Genomic DNA, 19,707 nt, shown 5'->3' with positions numbered 1-19,707 from the left:
GACCCGTCGCTGAGGAAGCCGGTGCAGCCGTTGGCGGGGGGAGCGGAGGTGTCCGAGCAAGGAGCAGCACTTTCGAACGCAGGATGAACGAGCGCAGGGCGATGCAGGCGGTACATGGGTGCTCCTCGGGACGCGATGCGGACAGGTGCTCGGGTAACTGGGCCTTTCCTGTCGCCGTAACGGGTGGGCGGGGGCGAAATCTAGAACCGGATTTCGAATAGCCGACTGGCCCTTGATGTGGCTGAGGGCTCTGTGTCGTGATGCTGCGTTCGATCACTCCTGTGGGTCTGGGTACCTCTGATGGGGGATTGCGGAGAAGTGGCAGAGTGACGCCCTGGTACAGCGGCTTGTGTAGCGGCGTCCATGTCGGGCTCGGTGCTGCGGCCCGGCATGGGGAGACGGCCGGATGTTGATGCTCACCCGATCCCGGTTGCCGGCGGGGGTGGGTCGAGGATCGCGGTGCGGGCGGCGAGTGCGAGGGCGCTTTGAGCGCCGAAGGGCAGACCGGCCCGGTTCCAGTGGAAGATCACGTGGTAGGCGAGGACTCTGCGGATGCCGCGGTCGAGGGAGCCGCAGGTGACGGCTTCTTTGAGTGCCTGGCCGGTGTGGCGGAAGGCCGTCGCCCATTCCGCGACGGGGTGCAGTGGGCCGTGCAGACCGAACAGCGGTCCGTCCGGGTGGGTGTCACTGACCAGCAGTTGGCGGATCTGCCGGGTCATCCCCTCCAGGCGATCCTCGAGAACCTTGCCGATCGCGGAGCGGTTCTCCTCGGTGATTACGCGATCCCATACGTCGCCCTGTTCCTGCCACTCCAGACCGGCTGCCTGCATCATGACCGTGCACAGGACGACAGAGATTTCCCGGCGGCCGAGAGGCACGTCGCTCTGGCCGTGCCGCGTGAGGATGTGGTGGCTGTCAGCGGAGAACAGGCTGTGTGCAGCGAGCATGCCCGCGGCACCGCCGAAGGCCCCGGTCTCCGGCTCGTAGATCCCCGGCCACCAACGCCGGAGGTGCCCGGCCTTGACCAACTCGTCCAGGTGCCCCGTGAGTTCCTTGTACGCCTGGGAGCCGGGCTCGCTGCACAGGCGCAGCCGCCAGCAGGGATGCTTGCGGATGAACCACCACAAGGAGAGTGCGCCGCTCTCCTGCAGGCCGTTCAATGCTGGCGCGAGATGCGCGGCGGCGGTCCGCTCGGCATGGGTCCAGTCGGCAAACTCGACGTAGAACTGCGCCCAGTTGGTGCGCCGTTCGTGGAGTCTGAGTGCGTCGTTGCCGGCCTGGGTGAAGACCTCGACCGCATCGGAGAGCGCGATCGGCTCCATGCCTACGCTCTTGGCGACATTGGCTATCGGCTGCCCGGCCAGGACCTGGAGGACGGCTCGGCCGACGCGATTCGGCGCGGGCGGCCAGGCAACAGGGGCTAGTTGATCAGCAGACATGCGTCCCATCCAGTGGTCGGGGCTTGGTCAGTTGAGACCGTGGCGAGTGCGAGGGCGCAGCCGGCGTCGCCCTCAAGGAAGCCCGGCCCTTGTGCCGCAGCCGGTTGGGCGTGTGTGATCAGGTTCTTGCTCAGGGCCGGGAGCAGGGACGTGAGCTGCGGTGTGCGGGCGTCGCGGGCTGCACGGAAGGCCGTTTGGAGCACGCCTGCCCAGCCGTGGCACAGGCTTGTGTCGATGACCCGGGCGAGCTGCACGGGGTCGCTCAGGCACTGGTACAGGGCGTCCTCGTACGCGTGCTGGAGAGCGGCGTCGCCGAGGGCGATCCCAGCGAGCTGGCCGGCGCGAGCGATGCCGGGCGTGCCGTAGCACCAGGAGGGCCGGGCGGACTTGTGCTGATGGGGTCGGCCCGTCTGCAGGTCGGTGAGCGTGAGGTGTTCGGGCCACCACAGACCGGTGTCGCTCTCCTGGCGCCACATGTCGAGGTGGTCGCAGATGGCTCGGATCGCTTCGGCCTGGCCGTCGACCTGGATGCCGCGGCGGTGGGCCTGGGCGAGGAGCAGGAGCGGCCCGGTGATGCCGTGGGCGACACCGAGGTTGCCGTGGCCCCCGGGCAGGCTGTGCGAACGGCTCGTGTCGTGGTCGACCCACCACCCGGGGGTTGCAGGACCGTCGCTGTCGAGTGGGTGGGTCAGCGAGACGAGGTACCGCAGTACCTTCTCCATCGCGTCGCTGTTGGGGGCGGCGCGGAGCAGGTAAGCGCCGATGCCGGTGAGCCCGTAGAAGGTGTCGTACTCGGCGAAGGTGGTGTGCGCTCCCCGGTACATGCGGGCCAGCGCGCTGTCGACGCGGCGGTGCGTCAGATTCACGACGTGGCCGTGCAGGGCAGTGCGGGCGTCGCGGTAGAGGTGCTGCACGGAGTCCGGGGCCGCTTGCAGCACGAACGCGACCGCTGGGGCACCGAGATACAGGCCGGTGCTGTCGGTGGCGGTGATGTCTCCGGCGGCGGCCTGGCTGATCCAGCGGTGCGCGGGGCGCCACGTCGCCTGGCCGGTGGCGGCCTGCTCGATGTGGAACAGTGCGATGCCGGCCGCGCCGGTGGCGAGGGACTGTCCGGCCCAAGGCTCGTCCTTCGGCGGGGCGAAGGGCTGCGCGAGGCTTGTGGCGAAGTCCCCTATGAGTGCGCGGGCTTGTTCCATCGCGCCGGTCATCGGGTCGCCTTGATCGGCTGATGGCGTAAGGCCACCGAGCGGGCGAGGTGCAGGGTGGCGGCCTCGGCGGTGGGGTCGACACCGAGGGCCCGCACGTGGTGCTGGTGCAGCAATGAGCGCAGCACCGTGCCGGGTTCGTGCACGTCCGTGGTGAGTGCCTGCCGGTACGCAGCCAGGGTGCGGGCGCGTTGTGCCCACACGCCGGTGAGGTCGGTGCCGCCTTGGGCCGCGTAGAGCTGGAGTGCTTGGGTGCGGTCGGTTCGGTCGGGGCGGCCGTGGGCGGGGGTGTTCTCGATCAGCCATCGCCATGCGTCCTCGGCGCAGCGCATGAGATGCGTGGCGAGGTCGACCAGGCTCGCGGCCGTTACGGCTCGGGGCGTGAGGTCGGTGCGAGAGGTGAGGCGGATCTGTGCGAGGGCTGCCGCCGAATCTGCGGCGAAGACGTCGTGCACGGCATCCATGGCCGCCCGTGCCCCGTAGCGCCCGGTCTGCGGCCGGTAAGGCTCCATAGTCAGGCGGGCGAGGAGACGTTGGTGGTGCAGTTCGGTTGCCCACCGGTTCACGGCAGCTGCCACGACGGCGTGTTCGGCAGGCACGACATGCAGGGTGAGCGTGAGGTGCTGCCCGGTCTCGGGGCGGGCAAGTTGCCGGTTACGGGTGAACCACCACGTGGGCTCGGTCTCCAGCGCGGCCAGCAGCGGTGGGACGTGGCGGTCGAGGATCTCGTCGAAGCGGTCGGGGTGGGCGTGCAGATGCAGCTGGAGTACCGAGCCCACCCCCGGGAACTGGATAGGCGCCTCGGCATCCTGGTGGGGGCGCAGCGCCGGCAGCGACCGATGGGTCGGAGTGCTGCGGACGAACGGGAGTACGACGTCGTGCGTGCGGCCGATCCAGCCGTGCGCGTCGGGATCCACCGCCTGGCGCAGTTCCAGGCCGGGCCCCTCATACATCCGCGAACGCACCAGGCGGCGATGCACCGGGTGGTCGAGGTCGAGCGGCAGCCGCTGGTCGTACTCCATCAGGCAGACATAACGGGCGACGTTCATGCGCGTACGCCAGGCCGCAAATGCTGTCTCCCATGCGTCGTGCGAGGCGGCACGGCCGGGCATGCCCCGGTTGTCGAGGAGCCAGCGAGCCGCGGCCAAGGTGGTTCGGCCGTAGCGCACCCGGGGCAGGTACGGCAGACGCGAGGCGGCACCGAAGTCGAAGGGCTTGTAGGCCGCATGCCGGGCCCCTGCCACCTCGGCCAAGAACCGAGCCAGGGGCGGAGTCTGGATCCCGGCCTCCAAGGCGTGGAGCACGCGCGCGTCGATCGGGCGACCGGTGGAGAGCTGCACGAGGTGCAGGCTGCGGGCATCGGCCGTGACGCCGATGTCGTCCAGGGCGATCGACATGGCGCCTTCGACGGGGTGCTCGGCGAGCGGGATTACGTAGGGCAGGAGTTGGGGCATGCGGACGACGTTCTCGTTGCGGCGACGGCGCGGCGTGAAGGAGAGCTGCGCGGTGATGGCCTCGGGCCGGGTCGTGTAGGAATCGGCGATCAGGCGCTGCTGGTCGGTAGGCAGCAAGTGGGCGAAGCGCCCGAGCATGCTGCTCCCGGGGCGGGGCACGCTGGTGATCTCGATGCTGAATTCGCCCTCCACCAACGCGCGCGTGGAGGGAGCGTGGACCTCGAAGCCGAGTTCGCAGCGGTCTGTGTAGAGCGGCTCGTCGACGCCGGCGGCTTCGACGAGTTCGGTGATTGTGGGCTCGTCGAGGACGAGATCGCCGTGCCCGGTCTGCTGGAGGAGCCGGAGCATCACGGCGTCACGGTCGGTGAGCACCGTGGGGGCTTTGCGGCGCTCGGAGCCGGTGTATCCGGCGGGCCAGCCCAGGCCGCCGTCAGCGACCAGATCGAGGACGGGCACGGTCGCGCCGACTCCGTACTGGGCGCGGAAGCGGCGGTGGTAGTCCCGCCAGTGGTGATAGCCGTAGGGCAGCGGGCTGAGGCGGTGCATGACGGCGACGGCGTTCTGCGCTTCGGTGATCACATCGGCGGGCAGGTGCACCGATGCGTTCAGGACGGTGTCCACGAGTACCGGAACTGGTGCGATGGCGGATCGGGTGGCCATGCCGGTGGTGAGCGCCTGCAGGTTAGTGGAGGCGGCGGGCTCTTCGTGTGCGGCCAGGTCGTCGCGCAGGTCGTACAGGCTGCGGGCGTAGTCCCCGACGTCGGGCAGTGAGTGCGTGTCGGCCTTCTTCAACTCGGCACACACATGATCGAGCGCGTCGATTGTGGTCATGGGCGGGCGCAGGCTGGTGATGAGGACGTTCTGTGTGAGCAGTTCGCGCAGAACCTCGTCGATCTTCCCTCCGGCTCCGGCCGGGAACAGGGCCGTCAGGTGATCGCGCAAGTCCTGGTAGCGGATCGGGTTCCGGGCGGCGTGCATCGCCGCTTTCACCGGCCGGGTGAGGCGCATGGAAATCTCGACGGGCGCCATGAGGCGGGCGTGACCATCGGCGGGCGGACCGGGCGCAGCCAGACGTTCGCCGCGGAGGTAGGCGGTGTTGTTCGCGACGACCAGGAGGCGTTCGAGGAGTTCGGCGTTGTGCTCCAGGTGCTGGATGACGTCGCTGATCCACTCGCCGTCGGCGCGTAGCCGGACCGGATGGTCCCGGCCCCAGCGCGCCTGCGGTGCTGTGTCGACCGTGAGCGGGGCAGTGCCGGCGAACAGGCCGAAGGGGGTGGGCCGTTGCCGCCAACGCAGGAGATAGGAGATGACGGAGAGGGCGGCGCGGCGGATCTGACGGGGTGGCGGGGGCGTGCCACGCACGATGATGCTCTCCACGGTCTGGGAGAGAACGGGACTGGCGGTAGTCAGGGCGTTGCGTACGTCGGGCCGTTGCCAGATCCTCACCAGCCACGTTCGGGTGCTCACCGGGTCGTCCAGGTTGAGGCTCTGAGGGATGTCAGCGGGGCTCGGGTCGGTGGTGGCGCGGAGCAGGGCCGCGCCCGTCCACTGGTACCTGATGGCGTCGGCCATGAGAGCTCGGTCCTTCCGGCGGAGGGTGGCGGCTGGGGCGGGCGCGGGGCGCCGAACAGTGCTGCTCGGCGCCCCGCTTGACCGGTCGTGGGTCAGATCAGGCCGGGTCCTCGACGAAGCTGTTGCAGGACGAGGCGCTGCCGGCGCAGGTGCCGCCACAGCCGTCGCCGGTGGAGCACATCAGCTTCCCGATGGGGTGGGCGGCGACGACCACCTTGACGTTCAGCGGGGCGAAGTCGTCTTCCTCGCCGAAGGCGGCCTGGGGTGCTTCCAGAACTGCAGCGGTTGGGCTCATTTCGATCCTCCTGATTGACGGGTGGTGCCTGATGGGCCTGGCTCGCGGTGGCTAGGCCGCGGGCCAGGAGAGCGAGATCCGGCTGTGCACCTTGTCGATGACCCGGTCTCCCTGGATTTGGTCATCGGGGGTGCCGGCCGGATAGACCCGGATGCTCGGGCTGGGGCCGCCGCGCCGGTTGGCTGCCCAGTCGTGCAGCACGTCGGCGATCTTCGCGGCGAATTGCTCGGCGTGCGGGCCCAGGGCGTGCACGCCGTACTCGACGTGTTGGTTGTCCTCGGTGCGGCGGGTGATGAGGTAGGCGAAGGTGTCCTCTTCGACGGCGGCGAGGGAGTACGCCTTCTTGACCGGGGCGACCAGGCCGGTGTCCAGGTCCTCATCGACGGCCATGGTGCAAAAGCCCGGCAGGCTGATCGCCAGGGTCATCTGGAGGGTGTCGAGCAGTTCGCTGAGGCCGATGGTGACGCCGGTCCACAGTTCGTGGCGCGGCCTCGTGACGGCGTTGTCGAGCTTGCTGGGCTCGGCGGGAAGGCCGTCGTCGAAACGCAGAGCGATCTCCGGCGTCCCGTTGACCAGCAGGAGCTGTTCGTCGTGCTCAGTCGCGCCCTGCATCGGGACGAACCCGCAGATCATCGCGGACTGAGACTCCAGGCGGTCGCCGACGCGGGTGAAGGCGACGGAGCGGGTCAGGCCCCGCATCCGCAGGGGCACGACGAGACGGCCGCCGGCCTTGAGCTGATGGGTCCAGGCAGGAGGGACGTCCCAGGCCCCCACGGTGACCAGGACAACGTCCACCTCGCCGAGGTCCGGGATCGGCTCGGCGGCGTCCGCGGTGACCACACGCACCTGGGCATAGCCGTTCTCGGCGAGCAGCCGAGCAGCCCGCTCGGTGACCTCGCCGTCGATGTCGACCGTGGTCACCTGGCCCTCGGGTCCGACGATTTCGGCCAGGTAGGCGGCGTTGAGTCCGCCAGAGCCGATTTCCAGGACCCGCATGCCGGGCCGGAGTTGGCACTGCTCCAGCTGGATGGCCTGGATCTGCGGTGCCGAGACGCTACTGATCTGGACGCCGTACTCGTCGGTCTTGGTGATCACGGCCGAGTACGGGGCGTACACGTCCTTGAGCGGCGTGTCCGCAGGGGTGAACCGGTCGCGGGGCACCTTCCTCATCGCCGCCTCGACCGGGGCAGAGGTGATCCAGCCCTCGTCCCGCAACTGGTCGATGGTCTGGTGGCGCAGGCGCGTCGCCTCGCTGGGATCTACGGTCGTCACACCGGTCATGGGGATTCCTTACGTGGTGTTTGAGCGGTCGAGGCGTGTCAGCTGTCTGCCGTCGGCGACGCTAGCCAGGTCGCCATACGGGTATGCAGCTACGCGCCGCCGACCCTGATGTCCGTCGGAGTTCGGCTGGAAAGCAGCCTCGGATATCTCCACCGTTGTGCTCCCTTCGTCCGTTGGGTCGGTTCGTGCGGGGAGGAACCCGGTGGGAGGAAAGGGATTCCTCCCCACACGTCTCGTCCGGCGCCGAGCCGGTATCTCAGGTCCGGTTGCCGGGTGGTGCACCCGTCCGTCGTGGAAGCCGGACGGGCGATTGAGCGGGCCGGCTGCTTGCTCCCCCACAGAGGGCAGCCGGGGCGCGGGTACGGGCGCCGTCTCCTCCACCTGGGGGTGGCCTCGGGTCCTCCGCGGGGCGCGGTGGTCCTCACGGCCGGGAGGAGACCCCGGTCCTAGGCGGCGGCGGGCTCCATGGCGGCGTGGGCCGCGGTGGAGTATTCGTCGTCGAAGATTGAGTTGAACTTGTGATCGGTACGGTCCATCGCCTCGTCGTCCCGGAAGCCTCCGTATCGGGCCCAGTACGCGCGGTACGGGGCGTGCTCCATCAACGCCCTGGCCTGAACCCGCAACCTGGCTCTGTCGAGGAGGCCGACGCGGAACTTGGCGGACAGGAAGCTGACCTGCCGGTTGCAGTGCAACAAGTGAGCCTTCTCCTCGTCGGGCAGCTCAGCGGTGGCCCAGATCGCGCGGTACTGCGGGCTCGCGTCGGTGTCGGCGAGGAGCCGCTGATGGATGTCCGCGGCGTCCAACGCGAGGCGCTGCCTGTGCTGGCGCTCGGCGAGCCAGAGTCCAGCGGTGGCTACTACCGAGGTCACAAGGAGGGCATGCGCGGTCTTCATCGGTTGCCTTTGGGTGTAGCTCTCCCTGAGTGAGGGGGCGTGAAGTCCGTATCTGGTAGCTGCTTCGTCCGGGTCGGGAAGGCCGTGTGATCATGTCCGCATGACGGCTGGTCGGATCATCTTCCTCAACGGAACTTCCAGTTCAGGGAAGTCGAGCATCGCCGGGGAGTTGCTCGACATCCTGGACGACGGCGTCTTCTCCCATTTGGCGGTCGACAGCTTCAACGCCATGCGTACGAAGCGGGATCTGATGCAGGAAGACCTCGACACCGCTCTGCGACGGACGAGGATGGGCTTCCATCGCTCGATCGCGGCCATGGCTGAGGTGGGCAACGATGTCATCGTCGATCATGTACTCAGCGAGCCGTGGCGGCTGGTCGACTGCCTGACCGTGCTGCCCCCAGAGGATGTGCTGTTCGTCGGCGTCCGCTGCTCACTGGACGAACTGATCCGCAGGGAAGAGGCGCGTGGTGACCGTCCTTCGGGCCTTGCGGCGATGCAGTACGACCTGGTCCATGGGCACGGTGACTATGACGTCGAATGCGACACCAGCACGGCGGACCCGCACGAATGCGCCGAATTGATCAAGAAATTCCTCCCGGGCCGACCAACGCCCACCGCCTTCACTCGTCTCCGCGCACGGTATCTCTGAAGATTGTTCAGGCCGTCAGGCGGTAGTCGGCCTGGCCGGTGCGGGGATAGAGGCGTGTGTGCTCTTCGTGCACGTGATAGCGCCAGTAGGCGGTGAAATCGCCGTTGCTGATCACGGCGCGGAGGATGAGGAGTGCCTCTGCGCCCGGGACGCTCCATCTGCTGCCGGTAATGTCGAGTCTGTCGGCGATGAGGTGGCGGGCCGCGCCTTCGATGACGCCGCTGGCGATCGGCCAGCCGGCGGCGAGTGCCCGGTCGTAGTGGACGAAGTCGGCGTTGTTGTTGAGGTATTGACAGGCTTTGTCGACAGCCGTCCGTTGATCGCCTGTCAACTTGTGGCGGTCGGCCTCGGCGCGGATCTCGTCGGCGGCCTGCTGGGCGCGTCCCCGCAGGACACGGGCGGTCTTGACGGCGATCCAGTCCTCGGCCGCCGGGTCGGCGGGGGCGTGGAAGCAGCGGGATGCGGCCCAGAGTTTCTCGATCACGTGGACGAGGTCGAGGACGATGTGGATGCTCACGCCGCGGCGCTCGGCCTCGGCCTGGATCAGGTCGAGTTGGTGGCGGGCGCCATCGACGAGGACCACCCAGCACCTGCGGTGCTGCGGGTCGCGGGCCTCGGCCTGGTCGAAGGCGGCGGCGATGACGTACTCCGGGTCGTGTTCGACCGATCCTGTCAGCCACTTGGCCTGCGCTTTCGGCCCCGGGCGCGGAATGCGGGCGGTGCTGCGGCCGCCGGGTGGGGCGATGATGTCGTGCGGGCGGCGCACGGCCGGGTCGGCGTCGTAGATGGCGGCCAGGGTCGCCATCCGCTTGCGTCCCGTCTTCTCTCCGATGGCCAGCCGGGTGCGGAAGGTCCGCTTCGCCCGCTCCGCCGCCTTGCGGGTGGCTTCGCGCAAATGGCCCGGGCGCATCACGATGCCCTTGCCGTCCACGGACAAAACCAGCAGTGTCGCCGCGCTCGCCGGCGTGGGGGTGCGGGCGGCATAGAACGCGGCCACGTCCACCGCCGCTTGCTGCACGAGGTGTTCGATCTGGCGTTTGCCTACGACCTTCCCGCAGGCGCGGGTGATCGCCTCCATCGCGGTGTCGTACGAACCGCGCACCGACTCGAGCACCGCCAGCTTGCGCACCCCGAGACTATGCCGCTCGCGGGGCAGGCCGAGCACCTTGTCGGCCGGATAGACGTTGGACAGGCCCGGCGACCTGAGCGCGCACCGGGTCACCCTCACCGTCCCGATGACGGTGGCCAGTTCACGGTGATGCCCGCTCTCCAAGCGGGTGCGTCCGCCGGCCAGGGCCGCACGCGAGCATGTGTCCAGTACGGTCAGCTCCGCCTCCTCCCGGCGGGCGCGCAGATCAAGGTGGGCCTGCAGCAACAGCCGGGCCAGCTCCCGGCCCTGAGCCGCGGCCATCTCCTCCACATCCTGATGGGGCAGGATTAGCGCGGCGGGACCGGAGAGGTCGCAGATCAGCTGAGTGAAGAAAGAAACCGCGCGGGCAAACGGGTCAGCCATCGCGGCGTGCTCGTAGTCTTCCATCGGGCTCTCGTTCCGGGGCATCGAATGGTTTCGTCACCCTCGACGCTAGGCGCGAGAGCCCTCCTACTCACCGGCGCGCGGCGACACCGCGGGGTCGTTCCCCCGCCCCGGCGCACGCCCTCGCGGTGCCGTATCCCGCGAAGCGAACAACCCCGGCTCCACCTCCGCGATCCAGTCCCGCTCCGCCAGCCGTTTCAACTTCGAACGGAACCCCTCCACCTTGCTCTTGTCCGTCGACAGCCCGAGCACGGAGCACAGCTGATGCGCCCGCATCGGATGCACCGCATCGCCAAGAATCTCCACGATGTCCCGGTACGAGGGCGGCAACACCTCCGCGTCCACCTCCGCCGACCAGGTCGGCACCAACCGCACCCCCACCGGCGATCCGGCACCGGTCACCGGCCCAGCCGCCGGCTCCACCTCATCGCTCCCGCCAGCCTCCGGCCCGGTCACCGTGCTGTCCCCGGAAAGGATCTCGCTCATCGTCTCCCGCGTGATCCCCAGCCGGGAGGCCACCTCTTCCTGCACGACCAGGAGGACCGTCAACTCCTTGATCTGGCCACGCAGTTCAGCGATTCGATCTCGTGCGGCAGCATCCCGCCGCTCCAGCTCTTCCAGCCACGACACCATCGCCGCCTCCCAGCCCCGAACCCTGGACACGACGATCCGGCAAACGAACCCCGGCAGCAACAACCCACCGCAACGATCTCACTCAGGGAGAGCTACACCCGTTGCCTTTCGGGGTGGAGTGCGTTGTCAGCTGGCTGACGGCGCGTTCTTGTGCTTCACGGACCTGTGCGGTGGCCCGGAGCAGGCCCTGGATGAGGCGGGCGAGATTCTGCGCTCGTCGCGCGGCATAGCGGTCCGTGAGAGGGCTCGGGAGCGGGGCGCTAAGCCTCCCGCTCGTCTCCCCGAGGATGCTCCGTGCCCTGACCCCGACCTCGGAGTCCGCCAGGATGCTGAGGCACAGCGTGCGCAGGTCTTTCGCGAGGACCTGGCTGTACGCCGTGAACTGCTCGACCACGGCTACCGAGTCCGCGGCGGAGGGGACGTCAGGGCTGGACAGGTCCCAGTCGAGCACTGTGTTCACGTTCGCCAGGACCTCGACCTTGTCGGGGACCGTGGGGGTCAGGGCAGCCATGCGATCACCTGATCTGCGGTCAGCACCTGGTACTGCCACGCCCGTGTGACGAGGTGGGCCTGGTTCCTGATTTTCGGGCAGTCCGGTGTGCCACCCAAGTTCGCCATGAGGTCACGGCCGTCACGGCGGACGTCACCGATCGGCCGGTTCAGCTTGGTCGCCATCTGGACGGCCCGCATCCCCTGCGCGACCAGCGGCACGAGGTCTCGCTGCTTCTCGGGGAGGTTCAGCGCCGTGGGATCGAGCAACTCGGGCCGGGTGATGGCCTCGGTGGCGTAGCCGACGGCAAGTGCGGCGGCGAGGTCTCCCATGCCGTACAACTTCGCCTTGGCCAGCTTGAGATAGCCCGCAGCTGTGCCTTCCCGAACCTTGAGGTCGAGCGCGACCGCGGCGAGCGTACTGCCGTCGGCCAGGCCCTCGAGGACCTGCCGTTCCCTGGGCGCGAGGATGACCCTCGCGACGGTGCTGGTCACGCGTCATCTCCCATCAAGTCGAGGACGGCGAGGATGGCGAGAGCGAATCGCCGGAGGTGGGCCACAGCCTGGTCCGGGGCCGGCCGCTCGTCGCGAAGAGCGATCAGGCGATGCAATTCCTCTGTGGGGTAGGCCGCAACGCGGTACGGCACGACCCTCATGAGTTGGGTCGTAGCCCGGCGGAACCGGTCGCTGATCCGCGCTGCTTCCTCGGGAAGCAGCGGGGTGGCCTTCTCCTGGCGACGACGGCGGGGGAGAGGGAGGCCAAGGCGAACTAAGAGGCCGTCCATCCGGCGTGCGCGGACTGCCGCAGCAGGCTGAACTCCTTCGCCGAGGACGTGCTCCAGGTGGTCGAACAGGTCATCGCTGATCCCTTCGTCCGCCAGGGAGCGGCACAGGGAGAGGGCGAGCCTGCGCAGCGTCTCGTCCTGGGAGGAGACGGGCCGACTCAACAGCTCGGCTGCAGCGGTGTCGTCGACGGCGACCATCACAGCATCCCCTCCGGGATGTTGAAGACGCACCACGTCGTCTTGCCGCCGTCATTGACGCCCCAGTCTGTCGAGAGTGCGTCGACAAGGACGAGGCCGCGGCCGGTGGTGTCGTCGTCGCTGGCAGAGCGAAGTTCGGCCGGCTCCGGGTTGCCGTCAGCGACCTCGACGTACAGGTCTTCGACGGTGCACACGATGCTCAAGCGACCGTCACCGTGGCCGTGCCGGACGGCATTGGTGACCAGCTCGGAGACACAAAGGACGGCGTTCTCCGCCAAGTCGTGTGCCTGTTCGGCCTCTTGGTCCAAACCCCACCATCGGAGACAGTGAGCAGTGAGCCGTCGCATGCGGGCGACGCAGGTCGTGTCCGAGGCGAAGCCCACGACGAAGGCACGCGAGAAGGCGTGCGAGGCCGACTCTTCGGATTCCTCAACACCTGATGCGACTGCCGCGGTGGCTGCTGCGGCGCTCATCGTGCCCCTCCTAAGAGGACATGGCCTCTCCGCCGTCGGTGAGGGTGACGTGCCAGTGGTGCGCCATAACGAGGCGGGCGGATCACCGACGCCCCATGGGGATGCAGCGGCGAGATCACTGAATCTCTCCTCCTCGCAAGGTCGTTGGCGGCTACGTTGAGGAAACCGCTCGTGACGGCCTGTGGGTATCCGGGTAGGAGTGGGAATGCTGCTAAAGCTGCTAAAGATCGTTCTGAGGGCAGGGAACCGGCATGGCGCGCACAAAGAATGAACAGCTTGTGGCCGCGATCGCTGAGGCTGGATGGACGCAGGCTCAGGTCGCCACACAGTTCGTTCGAGTCGCCCGAGAGATCGAAGCAACCGACCTTCTCGGTATGGGGCGCACAAACGTCTCTCAATGGGTACTGGGATCGAAGCCGAGCGGCCCAGCGACGTCTATCTTGTGCGAAACGCTGTCGCGGGGACTGGGACGCCGACTCACCCCAAGCGAGATCGGGCTTGCCGACCCGGACTCGGGCAGCACGCAGCCGTCCATCTGGCACGTCGACACCCTCGCTGCCCTGAACGAACTCCGGAGCACCCAAGTGGCTTTCGCGCGACGCCAGTTCCTCTCGACGTCCGCATACTCCGTCGCGGGCCTCGCTCTGCCGGACGAGTCCTGGTGGCAGGACGCTGCTGACAGGGCGAGTAGCAGGCCCGCTGCCAGCCGCCGCCGTATCGGCGCAGGCGACGTGGAAGCTGTCCAGGAGATGACCGGCTTCTTCCAGCAGCGCGATCAGCGCCACGGCGGAGGACACGGCCGGTCCGCCGTGACCGCCTACCTCGTCGACGAGGTCGCCGACATGCTCAACGGAACCTTCCGAGACGAACGCGTTCGCCGTGAACTCCTCTCCACAGCAGGCGAACTCATCTACCTCACCGGATGGATGGCCTTCGACGCCGGTCAGCACGCCGAAGCTCAGACGCACTTCACCCTCGCCATCAGGCTCGCCGCCGAGGCCACGGACCCAGCCTTGGCCGCACACGTCATGCGGGCCATGGCCCACCAAGCCGTAGACCTCGGCCACTACCGTGAGGCCCTTCAACTGTCCTCGGCCACCATGGACCGCAGCCGCTACGGCCACGCCTGCCCGCGGGAACGCGCACTGCTTGGTGTCGTACATGCCCGCGCCCTGGCAGTCGCTGGTCAGAAGAAGGCCGCGGCCACTGCGCTGCTCCAAGCCGAGGAGGACTTGGCGGCGGCCACGACCGCGGACGAACCCGGGCGGATGTTCTTCTTCAAAGAGGCATCGCTCGCGCACGAAACCGCCTGCACACTCCGCGACATCGGAGACTTCGCCGGCGCCCAGCGAGAGTTCAAACGCTCCGTACGCACCCGCAAGGCCACGACCTACGCCAGGACTCACGCCGTCACACTCGGATACCTCGGCGCCGTGCAGGCCCGGACCGACGGAGTCGAGGCCGCCTGCGCGACCTGGAACCGAGCCCTGGACGCCATGGAGGGCGTGCAGTCGCGCCGGGCCCTGGACACGGTCACGACCATGCGCCAGACGATCAGCCCGTTCCGGTACCGCGGCATCACGGCGGTCGCCGAACTGGAGGCCCGGACAGCGGCAGTACTGCGGCAGGTAGCCTGACCGCCATACGGCGAGGGAAGCCTGGGCGATCACCCCTAGCCGACCACAACGGAGGGGGAGTTCATGTCCGAGTCCGCGACGTTCGAGCTGAAGCCGATTGCCACGGTGGTGAGCGAGCGCACCGAGGTGAGCGATGACTACTGGGGTGGCGTCCAGTCCATCATCCGGCTGAACGCGGACCAGCCGCTCTCCACCCTCGATGGCGTCGAGGAGTTTTCGCACCTCGAAGTGGTCTGGAAATTCCACAAGGCCAGCCCCGGCGACGTGCACCTCGGTTCGCGCCATGCCCGCAACGACCCGCAATACCCGAAGACAGGCACCTACGCGCACCACAACCACCGGCACCCGGCACAGATCGCCGTGTCGCACCCCCGGCTGCTCAAGATCGAGGGGCGTGATCTCCATGTTGAAGACCTCGACGCGGTCCACGGCAGCCCGGTCCTCCACCTCGTGGCCTACTTCAAGGAGATGGGGCCCCGCGGTGAAGTGGTGGAGCCGAGCTGGCCGACCGAGATGCTGGGTGACTACTGGGCCAAGCCGGACACCAAGGGCTAGTCCGCACGCTCCGTGCAACCACGCAAGGCGCGGATAGAGGTCATCGGTATGTACCCGATCAACCAGCGCAGCTCCCGCTTGGAGCTCCGCGAGCTCACCACGGACGACGTGGATGGGGTCCACGCGATCTACGGGAGCGCGGAAGTGACCGCCCATCTGTCCTTCGAGCCGCGTACGCGGGAGCAAGTCGAGCTGATTGTCGAAAGGTCGGTCGCCGCAGCCGGCACTACTCCGCGCGACGAGTACGCGCTGGCTGTCATTGAACGTGGCACGGCTGAACTGATCGGTTTCGCGCGCCTCGCCTTCGACCCTCACCAGCATCACGGCGCCACGATTGGCTTTGCTCTCCGAGCCGACAAATGGGGCATCGGATACGGCGTGGATACGGTGCAGCTTCTGCTCGAAGTCGGATTCGACGACCTGAAGCTGCACCGTATCTGGGGAGCCCGCTCCCCGCACAACTCCGCTTCCGCCAAGACGATGAACACGGTTGGCATGCGGGAGGACTACACGATCCGCGAACACATTCAGAAGGCTGGACAGTGGCGCGACTCTGTGGTGCACACAGTCCTGCGTCATGAATGGAAGCCCATCGAGGCCGGGTTGAAGGAGGGGTAGCTCTTGTCCCAGCCCGCGCAGACTTTCCAGCTGAAGCCGATCGCTGCCTTGGTCACAGACACCCCTGACCGAAGCCGACTTCGAGCAGGAGCTGCACCGCTCGGCCATCGCCACCCTCATGACTCTGCGTCCAGGACGCGGGTGATTCCCGGGCTGCGGCGGCGGACGGGGCTGTTACTGGTGACTGGCGGGTGTGCGGGGCGGGGGCCGCGGACCAGCAGCAGCCGGGAGCCGGCCGTTTCGATCCGGCGTCCGCGTTCGGCCGCTATGGCCTTCGGGCCCAGGTGTGACATTGCCGGGGCGAGCACGCCATAGACGTCCGGTAGGGCCAGCACGTCCAGCAGCCCGGTGAACGCCGCGGAGGCGGGCCCGGAGCTCATGTCGCGGTCGGTGAAGACGCCGGACAGCTGCAGCTCGTGGCTGCGGCAGTACTCGGTGAGCGACGCGGCCAGGGCCGCATGCCGGGCTGCGGAGACCCGCACCAGCCGCAGGAAGCCGTACACGACCGGGCCGCTGACCTGGCGGTGCTCCGTGAGGGGTTCCATGCTGAAGACCGTCCAAAAGGCTCGACAAGTGGCGACGTCTTGAGCGTGGCCGCACGCCAACTCCGGGCCAATCACCGCCTGTTCTACTTCCGTTCCACTTCCGTCCCGCCGTCCGCACTCACCGTGCTTCGATGGCTAGCGGAAGGGAGTGACGCGTGGCGACCGTGCACCACTGGACCGGCCTGGAGGCCAAGGCCCTGCGTCTCGCCCTGCGACTGAGCGTGCGGGCCTTCGCCCAGCAGCTCGGCCTGGCCGTCGCGACAGTGTCCAAGTGGGAGTCCAAACTCGCCGGCACCGAGCCCAGACCCGACACCCAGGCCATCCTCGACACCGCGCTCGGCCGCGCGGACGCCGCCGTCCACCTGCGCTTCGAGACGCTCCTGTCCGAGATGACCAGCGCGGTGACTACCGCCCGGCGCCGCGTCACGGCCTCTGGGCCCCGGGCCTGGGAGTTCGAGTCCTGGGCCGATGACCTGGACCGGGTTGTCGTCGCTCTGTCCCGGCAGAACTTCACCTTCGCCGACAGCCTCCTAGCCCGCTGGCTTGGCCGGTTCAACGCCCCGGACCTGGACGAGAAGGGCCTGTATCTGTTCGCCCGCTCTACCGCCCTGCTCGGCGACCTCAAGCGCGACCAGGGTGTCGTCCTCGGCCCGCTCTCCGCCCAGCACTCCTATGCCGGCGCTCGCTCCGTCTTCACCCAGCTCGACATCCCCCGCCGCGTCGCTCAGCTCGACCTGTCCATGGCGGTCGTCACGGAAATGTCCGGGAAGCTGGAGATCGCCGCCCGCAACTACGAATCGCTCGCGGTCGACGACCGGCTCTCCCGCCGCGACCGGGCAAGGGCCCGGTTGTGGGTGGGGACTGCACTGAGCAAGGACGGCAACCACGACTATGCGACCCGCGTCATGCAGGCCGCGACCCGCGACTTCGAAGACCTTCAGGAACCTGACGACTGGTCAGTGGCCCACCAGAAGCTCGCCCTGGCCGCCCGTGGTGCAGGCGACCTCACCCAGGCCCTGCACTTCATCGACATCGCCCGCAACAGCGGGACCACCGAATCACCAATGCAACGCGTGCGACTGGACACCGCTCATGGCCACATCCTGCTCTCAGACGCAGCGACCCGGGATGATGGACTCCTCGTCCTCGACCAGGCCGCCAGGACAGCCGCGCAGTACGGACTCGTGCACCAACTGCGCAGTATCGAGGGCATCAAGGCCATGAGCGAGGGGCCGACCGGCCCCCGGCAGCGGTGACCAGGGAGAACACGCGTGAGCGACAACCAGCAGACCATCACCGAAGACCAGTGGCGCCGGGCCAAGCTGATCTGGGACTACCACCAGATGAGCCACGAGCTGAGGCCCGTCGACGTGGCGATCGGGCTGGGCAGCCACGACCTTGGCGTCGCCAGTCACGCCGCCGACCTGTATCGGGCCGGACTCTTCCCAACCCTGGTCTTCACCGGCGGCAACAGCCCCACCACCGCCAAGGTCTTCCCGCGCGGCGAGGCTGTCCACTTCCGCGAGCATGCCATCGACCTCGGCGTCCCCGCCGACGCGATCCTGCTGGAGCCCAACGCGGGCAACACCGGGCAGAACATCACCCTCTCGCGTGAGGTCCTCGCAGGCGCGGCCATCACCCCGACCACGGTGCTGCTGGTGTCCAAGCCCTATATGGAGAGGCGATCGTTCGCGACCGCCCGCAAGCTGTGGCCCGACGTCGAGATCCTCTGCGCGTCGGAGCCGCTGGAGTTCGACGACTACGTGAAGTCCATCGGCGACGAGAAGCTCGTCCTGGACATGCTCGTCGGCGACCTCCAGCGGGTCATCGAGTATCCGAAGCTCGGATTCGCCATCGAGCAGGAGGTCCCGGAGGACGTGCATGCCGCGTACGAATCTCTCATCCGCGACGGCTTCACCAGCCGCCTCATCAACCCCTGACCTGCCCGCCCCGGGTGGGCTGTGTGCCATTCACCAGCCCAATATGTTCCCGCGGCTGACCACGCTGGCCAAGCTCTTCGCGGCGGACTACTGGATCGTCCTAGACGACGTGCAGTTCACCCGCCGCGACTACCAGCACCGAGCCCGCCTCGGTGGTCTCGACGACCCGGCCCGCCACCGATGGCTTACCATCCCCACCCATCTGCCGAGTGGACGCCCCACCCTCATCCGGGACGCGGTGATCGCCGCCCCGGACCTGGCCCGCCGTCGGGCCGCCGGGATGCTGCAGCAGCACTATGGGATCAGCCCGCACTGGCCCGTCCTCGCCCAGGCCCTGGACCGGGTGCTGGACACTTTCCCCACCGGCCGGACTGCGGCCGTCGCCGAGATCTCCACCCGAGTCCTGCTGGACCTACTCGGCTGGAAGGGAAAGATCCTGACTAGCAGTCAACTGACTTCTCGGCCAGGTCGATCCCAGCGGCTCGCCGACCTCGCAGCCGTAACCGGCGCTCGCGCGTATCTGTGCGGGACCGGCGGGATGGTCTACCTCGACCAGGCCCCGTTTGCCGCACGGGATATCGCCGTGATGCCGTTCAGGCCGCCGGCGGGCAGTATCTGGTCTTCTGGCCGTCGGCTCAGCGCGCTGTGGGCCCTAGCTGCCCTGGGCCCGGATCCCGTGATCGACCGCCTCCAGGCGCTCGCCGCCGACCACACGGTCCTGCAGCCCGCTGCCTGACCGCGGCTGTCCCTCCTACACGAAGAGAGGACGTACCGTTCACGACCGACAGGAGTCGCGTGTGCAGCTCCGGCATGTCCGTCACGCGGCGGCTCGGGCGCGGGAGGCGAGCTGGGGAAAGGCGGCCTCCCATACTGTGCGTACCGTGCGGCCGACGAGCTTGCGCAGTACCGGCCACAGCTGGAGGAGCAGGTCGTGGTTGAGGTAGCGCGGCAGGTCCTCGCGCAGGCCCTCGTGCAGGACGGTGCGGTACAGGCCCATGCGCTGGCGCGGGTTGCTCATGTCGTACGAGGTCATTCCGGACCAGACGATGTGCAGCGGCAGCTCGATGACCCCTTGGGCGGGGCCGCGCAGGTCGTCCAGTGACACCGGCAGACGCAGCCGGAACTTTTCCCGGTACGACGCGAGGTCCTCGGCGACCGGGACCGAGAGATCACCGGACTCGGGTTCGGCGTGCTGCGGGCTGGAGGGCATGTCTCCATCATGGCGGCCGGGCAAGCGGCGCGGGGGACGACGGGCGAGCCGTGACGCTGGTGTGGCACTTGGATCGCCATCGCAGTCCCTATGGGGGCCGCCCGTCTGGGACGAGCCCTCTTCGTGCCGAGGTGGGCGGGATCTCACCACGGCAGGTGTCCTTTGACAACGAACTTAGTCGCCTGCATGGTGCTGACCTGGGGCGACTGGATTGGATGTCAACGGGGAGCCAATCTCTTGGCGTCTGGCGTCCAGATGGGCCGCTTAGGTCCCGGGACGGGCCCGCGTGCAGTCAGGCT

General features: G+C 68.3%; 21 protein-coding genes. 7 read left to right on the top strand and 14 right to left on the bottom strand.

What is annotated here, in order from left to right; translation table 11 throughout:
- Window positions 1-416: 416 nt before the first annotated feature.
- The 6 genes from OG430_RS13700 to OG430_RS13675 form a co-directional block, all read right to left on the bottom strand.
- Complete coding sequence (locus OG430_RS13700; RefSeq protein ID WP_327352759.1) at window positions 417-1,439, bottom strand: thiopeptide-type bacteriocin biosynthesis protein; 1,023 nt, start codon at window positions 1,437-1,439, stop codon at window positions 417-419.
- Window positions 1,421-2,647, bottom strand: a complete 1,227-nt coding sequence (locus OG430_RS13695) for a lanthionine synthetase C family protein (protein ID WP_327352758.1) — start codon at window positions 2,645-2,647, stop codon at window positions 1,421-1,423. Before OG430_RS13695 ends, OG430_RS13700 begins: the two co-directional genes overlap by 19 nt.
- Window positions 2,644-5,670, bottom strand: a complete 3,027-nt coding sequence (locus OG430_RS13690; protein ID WP_327352757.1) for a lantibiotic dehydratase — start codon at window positions 5,668-5,670, stop codon at window positions 2,644-2,646. Before OG430_RS13690 ends, OG430_RS13695 begins: the two co-directional genes overlap by 4 nt.
- A gap of 97 nt (window positions 5,671-5,767) precedes the next feature.
- Window positions 5,768-5,965: an FxLD family lanthipeptide gene (locus OG430_RS13685; protein WP_327352756.1), complete on the bottom strand. Its 198-nt coding sequence runs from the start codon at window positions 5,963-5,965 to the stop codon at window positions 5,768-5,770.
- Between the two features lie 51 nt (window positions 5,966-6,016).
- Window positions 6,017-7,246 carry a methyltransferase, FxLD system gene (gene fxlM / locus OG430_RS13680; RefSeq protein ID WP_327352755.1) on the bottom strand — a complete coding sequence of 410 codons (1,230 nt, stop codon included), beginning with the start codon at window positions 7,244-7,246 and terminating at the stop codon, window positions 6,017-6,019.
- 446 nt (window positions 7,247-7,692) lie between these two features.
- Window positions 7,693-8,139 carry a DUF6082 family protein gene (locus OG430_RS13675; RefSeq protein ID WP_327352754.1) on the bottom strand — a complete coding sequence of 149 codons (447 nt, stop codon included), beginning with the start codon at window positions 8,137-8,139 and terminating at the stop codon, window positions 7,693-7,695.
- 100 nt (window positions 8,140-8,239) lie between these two features.
- Here OG430_RS13675 and OG430_RS13670 point away from each other — a divergent pair, with 100 nt between their 5' ends.
- Window positions 8,240-8,791 carry a chloramphenicol phosphotransferase CPT family protein gene (locus OG430_RS13670; RefSeq protein WP_327350360.1) on the top strand — a complete coding sequence of 184 codons (552 nt, stop codon included), beginning with the start codon at window positions 8,240-8,242 and terminating at the stop codon, window positions 8,789-8,791.
- A gap of 7 nt (window positions 8,792-8,798) precedes the next feature.
- On the opposite strand, the gene OG430_RS13665 is transcribed toward OG430_RS13670, so the two are convergent.
- From OG430_RS13665 to OG430_RS13640, 6 genes are all read right to left on the bottom strand, one after another.
- Window positions 8,799-10,328 (bottom strand): ISKra4 family transposase, encoded by a 1,530-nt coding sequence (locus tag OG430_RS13665; protein WP_327350359.1) that lies wholly within the window; start codon window positions 10,326-10,328, stop codon window positions 8,799-8,801.
- Window positions 10,329-10,391: 63 nt separating this feature from the next.
- Window positions 10,392-10,958, bottom strand: a complete 567-nt coding sequence (locus tag OG430_RS13660) for a helix-turn-helix transcriptional regulator (protein WP_327350358.1) — start codon at window positions 10,956-10,958, stop codon at window positions 10,392-10,394.
- 82 nt (window positions 10,959-11,040) lie between these two features.
- Window positions 11,041-11,469 (bottom strand): DUF6415 family natural product biosynthesis protein, encoded by a 429-nt coding sequence (locus OG430_RS13655; RefSeq protein WP_327352753.1) that lies wholly within the window; start codon window positions 11,467-11,469, stop codon window positions 11,041-11,043.
- Window positions 11,457-11,942, bottom strand: coding sequence for a hypothetical protein (locus tag OG430_RS13650; RefSeq protein ID WP_327352752.1), 486 nt, complete (start codon window positions 11,940-11,942; stop codon window positions 11,457-11,459). The genes OG430_RS13655 and OG430_RS13650 overlap by 13 nt, the downstream gene beginning before the upstream one ends.
- The gene (locus OG430_RS13645; RefSeq protein ID WP_327352751.1) at window positions 11,939-12,430 is read right to left on the bottom strand and encodes a hypothetical protein; all 492 of its coding nucleotides are present in this window, start codon (window positions 12,428-12,430) and stop codon (window positions 11,939-11,941) included. The genes OG430_RS13650 and OG430_RS13645 overlap by 4 nt, the downstream gene beginning before the upstream one ends.
- Window positions 12,430-12,903, bottom strand: coding sequence for an ATP-binding protein (locus OG430_RS13640; RefSeq protein ID WP_327352750.1), 474 nt, complete (start codon window positions 12,901-12,903; stop codon window positions 12,430-12,432). Before OG430_RS13640 ends, OG430_RS13645 begins: the two co-directional genes overlap by 1 nt.
- 584 nt (window positions 12,904-13,487) lie before the next feature.
- Here OG430_RS13640 and OG430_RS13635 point away from each other — a divergent pair.
- The 3 genes from OG430_RS13635 (at window position 13,488) to OG430_RS13625 (ending at window position 15,713) form a co-directional block, all read left to right on the top strand.
- Window positions 13,488-14,540: a Tat pathway signal protein gene (locus OG430_RS13635; RefSeq protein ID WP_327352749.1), complete on the top strand. Its 1,053-nt coding sequence runs from the start codon at window positions 13,488-13,490 to the stop codon at window positions 14,538-14,540.
- A gap of 63 nt (window positions 14,541-14,603) precedes the next feature.
- Window positions 14,604-15,095 carry a TrmO family methyltransferase domain-containing protein gene (locus tag OG430_RS13630; protein WP_327352748.1) on the top strand — a complete coding sequence of 164 codons (492 nt, stop codon included), beginning with the start codon at window positions 14,604-14,606 and terminating at the stop codon, window positions 15,093-15,095.
- Window positions 15,096-15,143: 48 nt separating this feature from the next.
- Complete coding sequence (locus tag OG430_RS13625) at window positions 15,144-15,713, top strand: GNAT family N-acetyltransferase (protein WP_327359079.1); 570 nt, start codon at window positions 15,144-15,146, stop codon at window positions 15,711-15,713.
- Window positions 15,714-15,829: 116 nt separating this feature from the next.
- Here the strand turns inward: OG430_RS13625 and OG430_RS13620 are convergent, their stop codons facing one another.
- The gene (locus OG430_RS13620; RefSeq protein ID WP_327352747.1) at window positions 15,830-16,258 is read right to left on the bottom strand and encodes a hypothetical protein; all 429 of its coding nucleotides are present in this window, start codon (window positions 16,256-16,258) and stop codon (window positions 15,830-15,832) included.
- A 155-nt stretch (window positions 16,259-16,413) separates the two neighbouring features.
- On the opposite strand from OG430_RS13620, the gene OG430_RS13615 reads away from it, so the two are divergent.
- The 3 genes from OG430_RS13615 to OG430_RS13605 are packed head-to-tail and all read left to right on the top strand — an operon-like array spanning window position 16,414 to window position 18,934.
- The gene (locus OG430_RS13615; protein ID WP_327352746.1) at window positions 16,414-17,514 is read left to right on the top strand and encodes a helix-turn-helix domain-containing protein; all 1,101 of its coding nucleotides are present in this window, start codon (window positions 16,414-16,416) and stop codon (window positions 17,512-17,514) included.
- 15 nt (window positions 17,515-17,529) lie between these two features.
- The gene (locus OG430_RS13610; protein WP_327352745.1) at window positions 17,530-18,198 is read left to right on the top strand and encodes a YdcF family protein; all 669 of its coding nucleotides are present in this window, start codon (window positions 17,530-17,532) and stop codon (window positions 18,196-18,198) included.
- 43 nt (window positions 18,199-18,241) lie between these two features.
- Window positions 18,242-18,934 carry a WbqC family protein gene (locus tag OG430_RS13605; protein ID WP_327352744.1) on the top strand — a complete coding sequence of 231 codons (693 nt, stop codon included), beginning with the start codon at window positions 18,242-18,244 and terminating at the stop codon, window positions 18,932-18,934.
- An 81-nt stretch (window positions 18,935-19,015) separates the two neighbouring features.
- On the opposite strand, the gene OG430_RS13600 is transcribed toward OG430_RS13605, so the two are convergent.
- A complete protein-coding gene (locus tag OG430_RS13600) occupies window positions 19,016-19,408 on the bottom strand; it encodes a hypothetical protein (RefSeq protein WP_327352743.1) in 393 nt (130 codons plus the stop codon).
- Between the last annotated feature and the right edge of the window lie 299 nt (window positions 19,409-19,707).

This window comes from Streptomyces sp. NBC_01304 (genome assembly GCF_035975855.1).
Classification (GTDB): Bacteria; Actinomycetota; Actinomycetes; order Streptomycetales; family Streptomycetaceae; genus Streptomyces.
This window is presented reverse-complemented; position numbering and strand designations above follow the sequence as displayed.